Source organism: Phenylobacterium sp. (assembly GCF_046290725.1).
Classification (GTDB): Bacteria; Pseudomonadota; Alphaproteobacteria; order Caulobacterales; family Caulobacteraceae; genus Phenylobacterium.
The window spans coordinates 1-13,783 of the sequence record NZ_JBKBUH010000001.1 but is presented as its reverse complement, the minus strand read 5'-3'; the positions used below and the strand labels follow the sequence as shown (position 1 = coordinate 13,783).

Sequence of the window (13,783 nt, the reverse complement as noted above, 5' to 3'; positions counted from 1 at the left end):
CCGGCTTTCCATTGCGGCTCCTCCCGATCGGTGCTCCGCTGGGGCATTGATTAGAGAGATTGGGAGAACGCCATGGAAATGCGCAGGCTCGGACGTTCGGAGCTACGGATCGCGCCCCTGGTGCTGGGCGGCAATGTGTTCGGCTGGACGGCGGACGAGAAGACCTCTTTCGCCATCCTCGACGCCTTCGTGGATGCGGGCCTCAACGCGGTCGACACGGCGGACGTCTATTCGCGCTGGGCTCCGGCGGGGGGCGGCGCGTCCGAGACGGTGATCGGCAATTGGCTGAAGGCGACCGGCAAGCGCGATCGGATCGTGCTGATGACCAAGGTCGGTTCGGAGATGGGCGAGGGGATGAAGGGCCTCTCGGCCAAGTATATCGGAGAAGCGGTGGAGGCTTCGCTGAAGCGCCTGCAGACCGATGTCATCGATCTCTACCAGTCGCACAGGGACGATCCCGACACTCCCCAAGAAGAGACGCTGGAGGCCTATGACCGCCTGATCAAGGCGGGAAAGGTGCGGGCGATCGGCTCTTCCAACTTCACGTCCGACCGTTTGAAATCGGCGCTGGAGACCAGCGAACGGCTGGGCGTGGCCCGCTACAACTCCGAGCAGCCGCTCTACAACCTCTATGATCGCGCCGGCTTCGAGGGCGGGCTGCAGCAGGTCTGCATCGAGAACGAGGTCGGGGTGATCCCCTATTACGGCCTCGCCTCCGGCTTCCTGACCGGCAAGTACCGGTCGGAGGCGGACCTGACGAAGAGCCCGCGAGGACGCGGGGTGAAGCGCTATCTCGACGACCGCGGGCTGCGCATCTTGAAAGCGCTCGACCAGGTTTCTTCCGCCAGGGGCGCCACGCCGGCCCAGGTCGCCCTGGCCTGGGTGATGGCCCAGCCGGGCCTCACCGGCCCCATCGCCTCGGCGACCAGCGTGGCGCAGCTGCAGGAGCTTGCCGGCGCGGCGCGGCTCGTGCTGTCGGGCGACGACCTGAAGACGCTCGACGAGGCGTCTGCGCCGGCTCCCGCAGCGGCGTAGCCGGAGCCAGGCCGCCATGCGCCGCGTTAGGAGCGGCGGAGGTTCGGCATGGTGTTTGGCAAGGGAGCCGACGGGGCCCTGAACTGGCCTGCTCGGCTCTGGATCGTTCGTCATGGGGAGAGTGCGGGCAACGTCGCGCGCGACGCGGCGCGGGCGGCGGGGCTGGCGCGGATCGAGATCGAGGCGCGGGACGTCGACGTGCCGCTCAGCCCCCTGGGGGAGCAGCAGGCGCAGGCTCTGGGGCGATGGTTCGCCGACCTGCCCGAGAGCGAACGTCCGGAAGTGGCGCTGTCGTCGCCCTACGTGCGGGCGAAGCAGACGACGATGGCTGTGGCGAGGGCCGGCGGACTGGCGCCTGGCGCCTCGATCCACTGCGTCGACGAGCGGCTGCGGGAACGGGAATTCGGCATCCTCGATCGCCTGACGACGCTTGGCATTCGCGAGCACCATCCCGACCAGGCCGAGTTCCGGGCGGTTCTGGGCAAGTTCTATCATCGGCCCCCCGGCGGGGAGAGCTGGTGCGACGTCATCCTTCGGCTGCGAAGCGCGTTGGACACCATCGGCCTGCACCACGGCGGCCGGCGGGTGCTGATCGTCGCGCACCAGGTGGTGGTGCTCTGCTTCCGATATCTTCTGGAGAACCTCTCCGAGGCGGAAATCCTGAAGATCGACGCCGAAGGCGACGTCGCCAACTGCGGAGTCACGGAATACGTCTTCGACCGGGACGAGGGGCTGGACGGCGCGCTGCGTCTGATCCGCTACAACTACGTCGCGCCGCTACGGGCCGCGGGGGCCGCGATCACGGCCGAGCCGGATGCGCCGGTGGCCGCCCGATGAGCCAGACGGTCGACGCCGACCTTCTCCGCACCATGCCCCTGCCGAGCCTCGGCCCGCGCGGCGACAAGGATACTCGAGGGCGGGTCCTGGTGGTCGCCGGCGGGGCGGAGGTGCCGGGCGCAGCCTTGCTGACGGGCGAAGCGGCGCTCCGCGTAGGCGCCGGAAAGTTGCAGTTCGCCGCGACGGAGCGCTTCGCCCTGGCGCTGGCCATGGCGATGCCCGAGGCACGGGTCCTGACCGTGGCGGGTGAAGGCGACTTCTCGCCCGAGGCCGCCGAAGCCTTGACCGAGGCGGCCCGCCGCTGCGACGCGGTTCTGATCGGGCCGGGCATGATCGATGATGCGGCTGCGGGCGCCCTGACGGCCCGAATAATGGAAGGGGCGCCGGACAGCGCCTATTTGCTCGACGCCGCCGCAATGACGGCGCTGCGCCAAGATGGGCGGGCGGCCCGCGCCGCTGGGCGCCTGGTGTTGACGCCGCACCCGGGCGAAATGGCCGCGCTGAGCGGCGCCCGCCTGGAGGATGTGCTCGCCGATCCGGCGGCGGCGGCGCGCGCGGCGGCGGCGCGCTTCCAGGCAGTGGTGGCGCTCAAGAGCCGGGACACCTGGATCGTCACGCCGGATGGACGCGCCTGGATCCATCGTGGCGGCGCCGTCGGGCTGGGGACCGGCGGGTCGGGCGATGTGCTGGCGGGCGCGATCGGCGGTCTTATGGCGCGGGGCGCGGCTCCCGTGGAAGCCGCCCTGTGGGGCGTTTGGCTGCACGGGCAGGCCGGCGAGCGCCTGGGCGAGCGCATCGGCCCGATGGGCTTCCTGGCCCGCGAGATCCTGGGCGAGCTGCCACGCGTGCTGGCGGAGACAGGTCCCCCACCCTAAGGCGTCAAGCCACCCGTCGACCGCCCAGGGTGGCCAGGCGCAGGCGCGGCGTCTCTTCGTTGGCGGGGCCGACCCCCTGCAAGGCCCCCAGGGCGAATTCGCGGATCGGCCGCTCGTCCAGGCGCGAGACCATGGCCAGCGGCTGATAGAGGCCGAAGAACCGCTCCGGCTCGCCGGCCAGCGGCGCGAACAGCAGCTCCAGCGGAAGGGCCGCGCCGTCCTCCGTGACGGCCTGGACGGTCGCCACGACCGGCTCGGGCCGGCGGCGCGCGGTCTCCAGCGCGGTCTGCAGGAGGAAGCGGTCGCGCTCGCGGAACAGCGACAGCAGGTTGCGGCCGCGCAGCGGATCGGCGTGCAACTCGGTCACCAGACCGCCGGCCAAGCGTACCGGATACAGACCCGGCGCAATGCGGCCCAGCATGAAGACCTGCGGCGCGAGGCGCGCGAAATGCGACGGATCGACGGCCTCGCGGCGCGGCGGACGGCTATCGGCGCCTAGCTCCCGCCAGTAGTCGATCAGCCTCTGAGTGTTCGAATGGAACCGCGTCATCCCATTCAAGCTCCGGTTATGGGCCAGGGGCGGCCCGCATCCAGCTTGCAGGGAAATCGGCGCCAGCGGGCCGATGTGCCGGAACGGCACGCGCTTAAGCTTAGAGAATCTTAAGCCGGGCCGGCTCTACTGACGCAGAATCCGGCGGCGAAATCCGCCCGAAGGCCTTTGGAGGGGCCGCCCATGAAGACGCGTCCAAGCCTTTTGGGGCTGTTGCTCGGCTTCGGCCTCCTGATCCTGGCCGGCGCCGCGCCGGAGCCGGCCGCAGCCCAGTGCTGCGCGCCGCCGCCTCCGCCGCCGTGCTGCCAGCCGCCGACGCCCCCCTGCTGCCAGCCGCCTCCGCCGCCCCCTCCGCCCTCGCCGCCGTGCTGCGAGGCGCCGCGGCCGCCCAGCGTGAACGTGCACGTCTCCAACGTCAGCATCGCGGTCGCCAATGCACGCGCCGGATCCGGAGCCGGGGCGGGCGCCAGCGCGGTCTTCTACGGCGGCGGCGGCGGCGGCGGCGGCTATGTGCCGCCCATGGCCACCGGCGTTGTGCAGCTGAACGTCGAAGGGCCCAAGCGCATGAAGCGGGTGGCCTATCAGGCGACCCGCACGCGCACCAAGCGGATCGTCATCCAGGCCGTCTGCATCGATGCGCGCCAGGTGCCGCACCCGGCTTCGCAGATCAGCCCCGACCGCGACATCGCCGAAGGCTTCGAAGGCGAGCTCTATCGCTGCATGTCCGGCACCTGGCTGCAGGCGACGCTGGCCGAATACGACGGCAAGATCGAGTTCTCCGGCGGCAAGACGCTGGCCTGCCGCAAGGGCGATGCGCTCTATCGCGGGCGCGACGGCCAAGTCTCCTGCCGGCCGGCGACGCCGCAGCGGAATTGCTTCGAGCGGTCGCTGCTGCGCCGGTTCGGTGCGGGCGTGAAGATCCTGACCATCGTCGAGACCGAGACCTACACCGCCTACCGCGAGGAGGAGGAACGCTCGGAGAGCACGGTCGTCACCAGCATGAGCCTGGACGGCGGGGTCGGCGGCACGGTCTACTAGGGATCGGCGCCGGTCCCGCGGCGCGATCTCAGCGTCGGAATTTCCGTGATGCGTTTTTGCCATGCGGCTTGCGCGGCGATCCTCGTCCTCCTTGCCGGCTGCGCCCATGGGGAGCCGCCGGCCCTAAGAGATCTGCGCATCCTGGCCGCCGACGACATGGCGGGGCGGGCGACCGGAACGGAAGGCGCAGCCAAGGCGCGCGCCTATCTGCTTGGCAGATTGCAGGCCCTGGGGCTGGAGCCCGCCCATGAGCGCTTCGAGCATCCCTTCGTTTTCGAACGGGAGGGGCGGCCGCACACCGGGATCAATCTCGTCGCCAAGGTCGAGGGAACCGGCCGAAGCGATAGGGTGCAGGTGATCACGGCGCACTACGATCATCTGGGCGTGCGAGACGGGGAGGTGTTCAACGGCGCCGACGACAACGCTTCGGGCGTGGCGGCGCTGCTGGCTGTGGCCGAGGAGTTCAAGCGCCGGCCTCCGGTCCACACCACCGTCTTCGCCCTGCTGGACGCCGAGGAGGTCGGGCAACGCGGGGCCCACAGCTTTGTGGCCCAACCGCCGGTCGCGCTGGCGCGGATCGCCATCAACCTCAACCTCGATATGGTCAGCAAGAGCGACAAGGGTGAACTCTACGTCGCCGGCGGCCATCACTTCCCCTGGATGAAGCCACGGCTGGACCGGCTGGCTCGGAGGGCGGCGGTCACCCTGCGCCAGGGCCATGACGGGCCTCCGTGGCAGGGCCAGGACGACTGGACCACCCAGTCGGACCACTTCGCGTTCCACCAGGCGGGCGTCCCGTGGATCTATCTCGGCGTCGAGGACCATCCGCAGTACCACCGCCCGACGGACGACTTCGAAACCGTGCCGCAGGACTTCTTCCTACGGTCCGTCGCCACGGTGGTCGCCGCAGCCCGGCTGTTCGACAGCGAATTGGACGCCATCGCCCGGGAGGCCGGGCGCTAGGGCGTTATCTCTCCGGCCGCACCTCGAACATCCACATGTTGTCGTCACGCAGCACGCGTTCTGCCGCGCGGCGGACGTCGGCCGGGGTGATGCGGGCGACGCCGGGGATCAGGGCCCGGATGGCGTCGAGCCGGCGAGGATCGGCCTGGGCGCCCGAAAGCTCCGCCAGCCAGTAGCCGTTGGTCTCGCGCGCCTTCTCCAGCTGCTCCAGGCGAGGTTGCTTGGCGCGACCGAGCTCGTCCTCCGAGATTTCCCGGGTCCGGAGATCGGCCGCGATCTTGCGTACATCGGCGAAGAACTCCGGCAGCTTGGCCGGCGGCACCTCGACGGCGGCCGCCAGATACCCCCAGCCGGGCCAGACCAGGCTGTGGTTCGAACCGGCGCTCGGGGCGTAGGTGGCGCCCTGACCTTCGCGCAGCTCCTCGATCAGGCGCAGGTTCAGCACCTGGGCCAGGACGGAATTGTCCCGCGCCAGCTGTGGGTCGGCGTAGAAGTCGGCGGCGCGCCAGACCACGTAGCCCGCCGCCTGGTCGGGACGGCCCTTGTGAGTGCGCACCACCGGCGTCGCGGAAGGCTTGGGCAGGTCGACCTGCAGCGCCTCCGGCGGGGCGGGCGGGGCCTGCGGTCGCGGGGGCAGGGCGCCGAACGTGGCGGCGACCGCGGCGGTCGCCTTCTCCACCGTGGTGTCGCCGACGATCACGACTTCAATCTCGCCCTGCGTCAGGCGAGGGGCGAGATCGTCGCGGAAGGCTTCCAGGCGGGCCCCGGCGATGTCTTCGCGGCTTGGGGCGGCCCAGCGGGGATCGCCGCCGTGCAGCAGGCCGGAAAGGTCTCGGGCGACGACGCCGCCGACCGTGGCCTCGTACTGGTCGTGCAGGGTGGTGCGCGCGTTCTTCTGCCGCTGGAAGGCTTCCGCACCCCAGGCCGGTTCGGAGGCGTAGGCCGCCAGCACCTGCATCTGCACCTCCAGATCCTCCGGGCGGGTGTAGCCGGAGAGCACGAAGGCGTCGTCGGCCACGCCAAAATTGGCGCCATAGACCCGCGAGGCTAGCACGCGCTCGCGGTCCTCGGCGCTGATCTGCTGGAGGCCGCCCTCGATGAAGGCGTTGCCCGCCCAGGTCAGGTTGGGCCGGCCCGTCGGCAGGTCGATGCGGCCGCGGCCGATGTTCACCCGCACCAGGACCTCGTCGTCCTTGAAGCGGGTGGGCTTCACCGTCAGGCGGACGCCGTTGCCGAAGCGGACGAAGACGGCGTCGAGGTCGGCGATCTCCCGCGTCTCCGCCACCGCGCCGGGCGGACCGAAGCTGTCATAGGGCCAGGCGACTTCCGAGGGGGCCGCCGGAGGGGTCACCTCGACTTTGCGGGAGGTCTCGAAGGCGGCGAGCAGCGCCGCCTCGCCGCCGGCGATCGGCCTGGGAGCCGCCATGAAGATCAACGGCCCCTCGCCGTCGAAAGCCTTGGACAGGGCGGCCGAGACATCCTGCGCCTTCAGATCCTTCACGATCTCTTCGAACCGGGCGAGCTGCTGCGCGGGGCTGGTGACCACCCGATCGTCCACCAGGGAATTGACGATCTCGCCGGCCAGGGCCGCGGGCGTCCGCGTCGCCGCTCCGGCCGCCTGGGCTTGCAGGGCGGTGCGGTATTCGGCGATCTCCCGGTCCAGCTCATCTTGGCGCACGCCGTGCCGTACCGCGCGGCGCTGTTCCTGTTCGATGGCGGTGAGCGCCTCGCGCCAACGCTCCGGCTCGGTATTGACCACCACACTGGCGATCTCTGCGGCGGCGAACTGATCGCCCTTGAAGGCCACGGCCGAAAGGAAGGGCGGCTCCTGGCCGCGGGCCAGCCGCTGCATGCGCCGGTTCAGCACCGCGTAGCCCAGCCGCTCGACCACCTCGCGCCGACGCTTGGCGAAGGTGTCGAAGCTCCGGTCGGGCGGCCGGACCCAGGCGATCTGGAGCGAAACCGGCGCGCCCGGTTCTATGGCGATCTTCGCTTCGGCTCCGCGCCGCGCGACGGCGCCCAGGTCCGGGTCGGGGCCGGGCGGCGCGGCCACGGACCAGTCCCCGAAGCGGGCCTTGATCTTGGCTTCCATGGCGTCGAGGTCGAAGTCGCCGACGGCGACCAGCACGGCGCGCTCGGGGCGGTAGTATTTCTCGTAGAAGTCGCGGAACCGGGGGGCTGGCGCGGTCTGAAGCACCTCCACCTGGCCGATGGGATAGCGCTTGGGCGGCAACTGGCCCTTCAGGAAGAACTCCAGCCGCTGCTGATAGATGCGGTAGGCTGGGGTGTCGCGGGTGCGCTCCTCGGACAGCACGACGCCGCGCTCGCGGTCGATGGCGCCCTGGTCCAGCGTGAGATTTCCCGCAGTCTCCCGCATCAGCATGAGGGCGGTGTCGACCGTCTGCTCATCTGTGCGGGGCAGGTCGAGCTTGTAGATGGTCTCGTCAAAGCTGGTGGAGGCGTTGGTGTCGGCGCCGAAGGCCAAGCCCAGCCGCTCGAGGATCTTGATCATCTCGCCTTCCGGCACCGCGGCCGAGCCGTTGAAGGCCATATGCTCGAGGAAGTGGGCGAGGCCCTGCTGGTCATCGGCCTCCATCAGGGACCCGGCGTCGAAGCGCAGGCGGATCGCCGCCTGGTGCGGCGGGATCGTCTGGCGGCGGATGGCGTAGCGCATTCCGTTGGGCAAGGCGCCGAACCGGACGTCCGGATCGGGGGCGAGGTCGCTGCGGGCCTGGGGCCACTCGCCGGGCTGCAGCGCCGCGGCGGCGGCCGGCGCGCGGTCGATGGTGGGGAGCTTGGGAAGCGAAATCCCCGAGGCGCAGCTGGAAAGCGCCAGGGCGGCGACGAGCGCGGCAAGCGCGCCGAGACGGCGGATCATTCAACGGCCTGGGTTCGAAATGGTCGGCCAAGATGCGCCGCCGCCCGTGGCGTCGGCAAGGCGCGATTCCGGCGAAGCTTGGCCTATTCCGGGCGGGTCACATAGTAGGTGGCGCTGTTGCCCACCGCGGTCGAGACGCTCTGCACCGATCGGCCGGAGCCGGCGATCTCCACCGTGCTCTGGGCGCCGACGTCGGAATAGTTGGTCTGGCTGTTGCCGACCGTCATGCGGCCGCCGCAGTCGGAACAGGCGTAGCCGGTGATGGAGTTGCCCATCGCCGTGGCGCTGGTGCGGGCGTCGTAGCCTTCGGTTCCGGAGAAGGCCGCCAGGGCCTCGACCCCACCGCCGTCGTTGATCTGAACGGTGTCGAGCACGAGTTCGCCGCCGACCGCGCCGGCAGACAGGCTGTTGCCGACGCCGTAGGCCGAAGCCGTCGCCGCGCCGAACAAATAAGCCGCGCCGGAGCTCTGGGCGCGGACGTAAGACTGGTTCGTCTGCTGCGAGGCCACGTCGAGCAGCGGACCCTCGTTGTGGGCGGTGACGTTGTTCCCCGCCACGGTGGCGCCGGTGACGCTCTCCTGGACATTCCCGAAGGCGGTGAACTGAGCGGCCTGGGTCAAGGCGGCGGCGTTGGTCTGGGAGACGGCCATGCGCGCCGCCGACAGGTTTTCGCCCGAGAGCGAGACGTCGTTGCCTGAGGTGGTCGCCGTAAAGCTGGCGATCCCCGAGACGTAGCCGTAGACGCCGCCGCCGTCGGAGGTGACGGACGCCTCATTGGTCTGGTTGGCGCGGACGCCGGCCGAGGCGTAGCCCAGGCCGAAAGACTGGCTGTTGCCGACCGCCTGGACCACCGAATCGACATTGCCCGCCGAGCCGGAGGGGGCCTCGACATGGCTGTGCGCGGAGACCGAGGTCTGACCGGTGATCTGGGTGTAGACGCCGGTCATGGTGGCGCCGTAGGCGCCGGCGTGGCCGGTGTTGCCGGAAGCCGCGGTGGTCAGCACCACGGCGTCGCCGGAATAGCCGGTGACGTTCACCCGGGTGTCGGCCGCCACATTGCCCTGCAGCGACTGGTTCGAGCGCATGTCGGCGTCGTTGAGCTCGGCGTTCGCCTGAAAGGCGTTGCCGGTGGCCGTGGTCGTGGCCACGGTCTGGTCGCTGACGTCAACGACGTTCAGGGTCTGCTGGGAGAAGACGTCGCCGAGCTGGACCTGGTTGTTCAGGACCCAACTCGGATCGGTCTGACTAATAGCGGCCCCGGACGGCAGAATCGCGGCGAGCGTTCCAACGAGAAGGATCTGCGCGGGTCTGGCCATTGTTCGTACCCAGGTTGTCGTAGGCCGGCACGTAGCCGCCGGTCAGGCCCACGGTCCCGCCGAGGGGATCGGAGGTGAGGCAGCCCTGCGGGCCGGGCATGCCGTAGAGGTTGGCGGTCATCTCGACCACGGCGCGCTCCACCAGGCTGCGCACGGCGAGCTGCATGGGCTCCAGCGCGCCGGCGCCGGCGGAGACGTCGAAGACGTTGCCGTTCAGGAAGTCGAAGAAGCCGACGCCGACTTCACGGCCGATCACCTGCTTCTGGTAGGAGATGACGTCCACCACCTCCAGCGTGCGGGTGTTGATGAGCCGCAGGTCCAGGCCGATGTTCATGATGAACAGTCGCCCGCGGAACGAGCCCTTGGCGTCCTGAGGATCGGGGTCGCCCGCCGCCAGGTCGAAGCCGGAGGAGCGGATGTTGTAGTTCAGCTCGGTGACGCCGCCGGCGACGTAGAAGTCCGAGCCCGGCACCTGGCCGGCGAGGATGCGGCGGTAATCGGCGGGCTGATCAGGCGCTGGGTTCGGCGTGTCCGAGATCAGCTTGTTGTTCGCGTACTTCAGTTCCAGTTCGGAGACCGAGGTGTCGAACCGCTCCACGAGCGGCATGCCCGCCTTGGCGAAGGCCGACATGGCCATCAGCGAGGCGCCCTGGGTGATCTTGCGGCCCGAGCCGTCGGATTCGGCCTTGCCGGTGTAGTCGGCGATGCGGCCGACAGCGATGCGCGGGGCCACCAGGCGGGCGTTGCGCGCATAGCCGGCCATGCAGACGAGCGCCTGGGAGTAGGGGGTGGGATTGGCGGTCACCGGCGCATTGCCGATGGTCCGCGCATAGTTGCCGCCGGGGCCCGCCGTCGGCGTTGCGCACGCCGACAAGGCGAGCGCCGAGGCGCCGAGCAGCGCCCCGATGCGGAAAGTCCTATTGGTCATCGTCCCCGACGCCCCCGTTGACCTTGCCGCCGGCCGTCACGTTCCCGTTGTTGATCTGGGTCGAATTGACGATGACGGTGTTGTAGCTGCCCTGCGTGACCACCACGAGGCTGTTGCCGATGGCGGTCGATCCGCCGCCCGAGGCGCCCACGCCCGAGAAGGAATCCCCCGCGCCCCAGGCTCGGGCGAAGCTGGACTGGTCTTCGCCGGTCTGGATGATGCCGTCGATGATCACCCGATTGCCGTTGGCGTCGCGGGTGCTGACGTCGACCGCCCGATTCTCCTGGCCGGAGATGCGGCCGTAGCCGGCGTTGAACTCGGCGGAGTTCGTCGACATGTATTGGGCGCACGCCGGCTGGGCGGCGAGCCCGGCCGCGGCGGCTGCGGCGGCCCAGATTGCGCGTCGTGCCGCAAAGGGAGCTGCGACCATGGTCCTCGTGACTCCGCATGAAGGCCCGGCGCGCCGCCTGTGCGGGGCCGTGCCAGAATTGGACAGAGTCATTTAAGGCCCAGACCCTCGCGAATTGGTTAAGGCGCATTGGGATATGTCGCCTTGGAACGGAGACTGCCCTTGAGCGCCGAGCGCCAACCGATCTTCAACGCCCCCTGGACCTCGCTGATGCTGGCGGCGGTGATCGTGGGCGGCTACGCTCTGCAGCGGACGACGGACCAGGAAGCGCTGATCGGCGCCTTCGCCTTCGCGCCGCAGGACATCGCCGCCGGGCGATGGGAGACGGCGATCACCTCGCTGTTCCTGCACGGGGCTTGGGCGCACGCGCTGCTGAACGCGGCCGGCGCGCTGGCCTTCGGTACGCCGGTGGCGCGGTATTTCGGCCTGCGCCCACGGGGCGTGGCGTTCTTCTTTCTTTTTTACTTGGCGTGCGGCGCGCTCGCGAGCCTCGGCTATGGCTGGCTGCATGCGGCCGGCGGCGTGCTGCTGATCGGGGCCTCCGGCGCGGTCTCGGGCCTGATGGGGGCGGCGGTGCGGATTCTGGGCGGCCGCGGCGTTCCGGGCGGCTTCCTCACTCCGCCGGTGATCGGCATGACGCTCGCCTGGGTGGGGGTGAACCTGCTGCTCGGCATATTGGGGATCGCGCCGGGCATGGGTGAGGCCTCCATCGCCTGGGAGGCGCATCTCATCGGCTATGCGGCGGGGCTCTTCCTGATCGACCTGTTCGGCTGGATGGCCGGCGCCCGCCGGAGTGCGCAATCCTACTAGGACATTGATTCCCTGGCCGTCCTGAGCGACCCTTCCTCTCGGGGATAAGGGAGAAGGCGTTTCATGCTGGTGTCTCAAATCCTGAAGACGAAGGGCGACCTGGTCTTCACCGCCTCGCCGGCGGAGACCGTCGGCGCGGTCTGCGCCCTGCTGCATTCCCGCCGGGTGGGCGCCATGGTGGTGATGGATGGCGACCGGGTGGTGGGCATCGTCTCCGAGCGCGACGTGATCCGCGCGGTGGCGGAGGCCGGCGCCCAGGCCCTGAACCAGCCCGTCTCTTCCTGCATGACCCGGGACGTGGTGTTCGCCGACCCCGGGGAAGTCGTCGACGCCCTGCTGGGCCGCATGACCGACCGCCGGATCCGCCATCTGCCCGTCTGCGAAGGCGACCGTCTGGTGGGCATCGTCTCCATCGGCGACCTGGTGAAGTGGAAGATCACCGAGGTCGAAGCCGAGGCCGACGGGCTGAAGGCCTATATCGCCACGGGCTGAGGCGCACGGCGCTCTTCTATAGCTGCCCACGGCTCAGGCGACCTGGGCGGCGGAGGGGCCCGAGGCTCGGCGCAGCCGAGCCCGCTCGCTCGCTATGAGGCGCCGCCTCCCGGCTCGACACAGGTCCGAAGCCAAGTTCTCCACAGGCCGCACACAGAGAAGGTCGCCAAACTGTCGCAAGGGGGTTGCCGAGGGCGGAGGGCGCGGATATATGCCGCCCCTCGCTCGCGGCCGGAACGGTGCGGGACGGAGATCCGGGGCTACAAGCCCTTGTTTTCGTTTCGAATCTCTGGGCGCAGCGATGATCGGACTCCTGCCGTGAGCCCGGAGACGCAAGTCTCCCGCGCAGACCGGCTGGAGCGTTTCCGAGGTGAGGGCGGAGCGATCCGCCGGCGGCTCGGAAAAAGCTCGAAAGAGCCGATTGACTCCCAGGAAGGCGGCCACTAGATACGCCGCTCCTCTTCGGGGGGCAGGGCCGGAAGGCCTCGGTGGCAAGGGCGTAAGCTCTTGAAATCGTTCTTTGAAATACTAAATGGGTGAGGGTCGCTCGATCCGCCTCCAAGATCCCCGGGGAGCAGGCTTTCCGGCGTCGAGGTCGCGAGGTTCGAAGCCTTCCGGAGCAATCCGGAACTTCGGACGAAAGCTCGAAAGAGCCGATTGACTCTCCGAGGAACGGCGACTAGATACGCCGCTCTTCATCGGGGCCCGCGCCGCCGGCGAGACGAATGAAAGCCTTGAAAAAGGCTCTTGATCTTCTCGAAGATGGCGGGTAGGTTCCCGAGCCTCAATCGAATCGCTACGGACTTTGAGGGAAGCCCCTCGGCAGCCCGCGGTGATTTTTGTGCTCGAAACCGGCTCCGCCGGCCGGCGCAAAAAAAGTCCGAAAGGACCGATTGACACCCAAGAGGACGGCCACTAGATAGCCGCCTCCGCCGGCCACCGGCGCTAAACAGTGGGGCTGGCGATAGCCGGTCACGGTCTTTGACATCGTTGAATTGGAAAGAGAAACGCAGGCGGCGGCGCTCTAGCGATGGTCCTAACCAGACCATCTCGACGCTGACGTAATCTGCGGTCTCTTGAAGACAATACCATGAACAATCGGTCCTCTCGGGGATCGGTCGTTATGGGAACTCGTCAAGAACTACGTAGACCAATGCCAGTCGGTTCCTGCCCGGAACCGACAAAGCAATGGAGTCAATGTCAACTCAACCTGAGAGTTTGATCCTGGCTCAGAGCGAACGCTGGCGGCAGGCCTAATACATGCAAGTCGAACGCACCTTCGGGTGAGTGGCGGACGGGTGAGTAACGCGTGGGAACGTGCCCTTTGGTACGGAACAACTGAGGGAAACTTCAGCTAATACCGTATGTGCCCTTCGGGGGAAAGATTCATCGCCATTGGAGCGGCCCGCGTTGGATTAGCTAGTTGGTGGGGTAATGGCCCACCAAGGCGACGATCCATAGCTGGTCTGAGAGGATGATCAGCCACACTGGGACTGAGACACGGCCCAGACTCCTACGGGAGGCAGCAGTAGGGAATCTTGCGCAATGGGCGAAAGCCTGACGCAGCCATGCCGCGTGAATGATGAAGGTCTTAGGATTGTAAAATTCTTTCACCGGGGACGATAATGACGGTACCCGGAGAAGAAGCCCCG

The 13,783-nt window shown here is 68.8% G+C and carries 12 protein-coding genes and 1 rRNA gene; 8 read left to right on the top strand and 5 right to left on the bottom strand.

Going from position 1 to position 13,783, the window contains the following annotated elements; all coding sequences use genetic code 11:
- Window positions 1–72: 72 nt before the first annotated feature.
- From ACK41C_RS00065 to ACK41C_RS00055, 3 genes are read left to right on the top strand one after another with little or no spacing between them, the layout of a single operon-like run.
- The gene (locus tag ACK41C_RS00065; protein WP_409648802.1) at window positions 73–1,035 is read left to right on the top strand and encodes an aldo/keto reductase; all 963 of its coding nucleotides are present in this window, start codon (window positions 73–75) and stop codon (window positions 1,033–1,035) included.
- Window positions 1,036–1,083: 48 nt separating this feature from the next.
- Window positions 1,084–1,872 carry a histidine phosphatase family protein gene (locus ACK41C_RS00060; RefSeq protein WP_409648799.1) on the top strand — a complete coding sequence of 263 codons (789 nt, stop codon included), beginning with the start codon at window positions 1,084–1,086 and terminating at the stop codon, window positions 1,870–1,872.
- Complete coding sequence (locus ACK41C_RS00055) at window positions 1,869–2,747, top strand: NAD(P)H-hydrate dehydratase (protein ID WP_409648795.1); 879 nt, start codon at window positions 1,869–1,871, stop codon at window positions 2,745–2,747. Before ACK41C_RS00060 ends, ACK41C_RS00055 begins: the two co-directional genes overlap by 4 nt.
- 4 nt (window positions 2,748–2,751) lie before the next feature.
- On the opposite strand, the gene ACK41C_RS00050 is transcribed toward ACK41C_RS00055, so the two are convergent.
- Window positions 2,752–3,297, bottom strand: coding sequence for a PAS domain-containing protein (locus ACK41C_RS00050; RefSeq protein ID WP_409648792.1), 546 nt, complete (start codon window positions 3,295–3,297; stop codon window positions 2,752–2,754).
- A 183-nt stretch (window positions 3,298–3,480) separates the two neighbouring features.
- Between ACK41C_RS00050 and ACK41C_RS00045 the strand changes: the two genes are divergently transcribed.
- Together ACK41C_RS00045 and ACK41C_RS00040 are read left to right on the top strand one after the other, a co-directional pair.
- The gene (locus tag ACK41C_RS00045) at window positions 3,481–4,335 is read left to right on the top strand and encodes a hypothetical protein (RefSeq protein WP_409648789.1); all 855 of its coding nucleotides are present in this window, start codon (window positions 3,481–3,483) and stop codon (window positions 4,333–4,335) included.
- Between the two features lie 48 nt (window positions 4,336–4,383).
- A complete protein-coding gene (locus ACK41C_RS00040) occupies window positions 4,384–5,298 on the top strand; it encodes a M28 family peptidase (protein ID WP_409648786.1) in 915 nt (304 codons plus the stop codon).
- A 4-nt stretch (window positions 5,299–5,302) separates the two neighbouring features.
- Here ACK41C_RS00040 and ACK41C_RS00035 read toward each other — a convergent pair whose 3' ends face one another.
- The 4 genes from ACK41C_RS00035 to hfaA all read right to left on the bottom strand — a co-directional run bounded on the left by ACK41C_RS00035 (window position 5,303) and on the right by hfaA (window position 10,850).
- The gene (locus ACK41C_RS00035; RefSeq protein WP_409648783.1) at window positions 5,303–8,176 is read right to left on the bottom strand and encodes a M16 family metallopeptidase; all 2,874 of its coding nucleotides are present in this window, start codon (window positions 8,174–8,176) and stop codon (window positions 5,303–5,305) included.
- 83 nt (window positions 8,177–8,259) lie between these two features.
- Window positions 8,260–9,492 (bottom strand): holdfast anchor protein HfaD, encoded by a 1,233-nt coding sequence (gene hfaD / locus ACK41C_RS00030; protein WP_409648780.1) that lies wholly within the window; start codon window positions 9,490–9,492, stop codon window positions 8,260–8,262.
- Window positions 9,422–10,420 carry a holdfast anchoring protein HfaB gene (gene hfaB, locus ACK41C_RS00025; RefSeq protein WP_409648777.1) on the bottom strand — a complete coding sequence of 333 codons (999 nt, stop codon included), beginning with the start codon at window positions 10,418–10,420 and terminating at the stop codon, window positions 9,422–9,424. Before hfaB ends, hfaD begins: the two co-directional genes overlap by 71 nt.
- The gene (hfaA, locus tag ACK41C_RS00020; RefSeq protein WP_409648774.1) at window positions 10,410–10,850 is read right to left on the bottom strand and encodes a holdfast anchoring protein HfaA; all 441 of its coding nucleotides are present in this window, start codon (window positions 10,848–10,850) and stop codon (window positions 10,410–10,412) included. The genes hfaB and hfaA overlap by 11 nt, the downstream gene beginning before the upstream one ends.
- A gap of 141 nt (window positions 10,851–10,991) precedes the next feature.
- On the opposite strand from hfaA, the gene ACK41C_RS00015 reads away from it, so the two are divergent.
- The 3 genes from ACK41C_RS00015 to ACK41C_RS00005 all read left to right on the top strand — a co-directional run.
- Window positions 10,992–11,639, top strand: coding sequence for a rhomboid family intramembrane serine protease (locus ACK41C_RS00015; protein ID WP_409648772.1), 648 nt, complete (start codon window positions 10,992–10,994; stop codon window positions 11,637–11,639).
- A 63-nt stretch (window positions 11,640–11,702) separates the two neighbouring features.
- Window positions 11,703–12,131 carry a CBS domain-containing protein gene (locus tag ACK41C_RS00010; protein ID WP_409648769.1) on the top strand — a complete coding sequence of 143 codons (429 nt, stop codon included), beginning with the start codon at window positions 11,703–11,705 and terminating at the stop codon, window positions 12,129–12,131.
- A gap of 1,206 nt (window positions 12,132–13,337) precedes the next feature.
- Window positions 13,338–13,783, top strand: a 16S ribosomal RNA gene (locus tag ACK41C_RS00005); the annotation flags it as partial.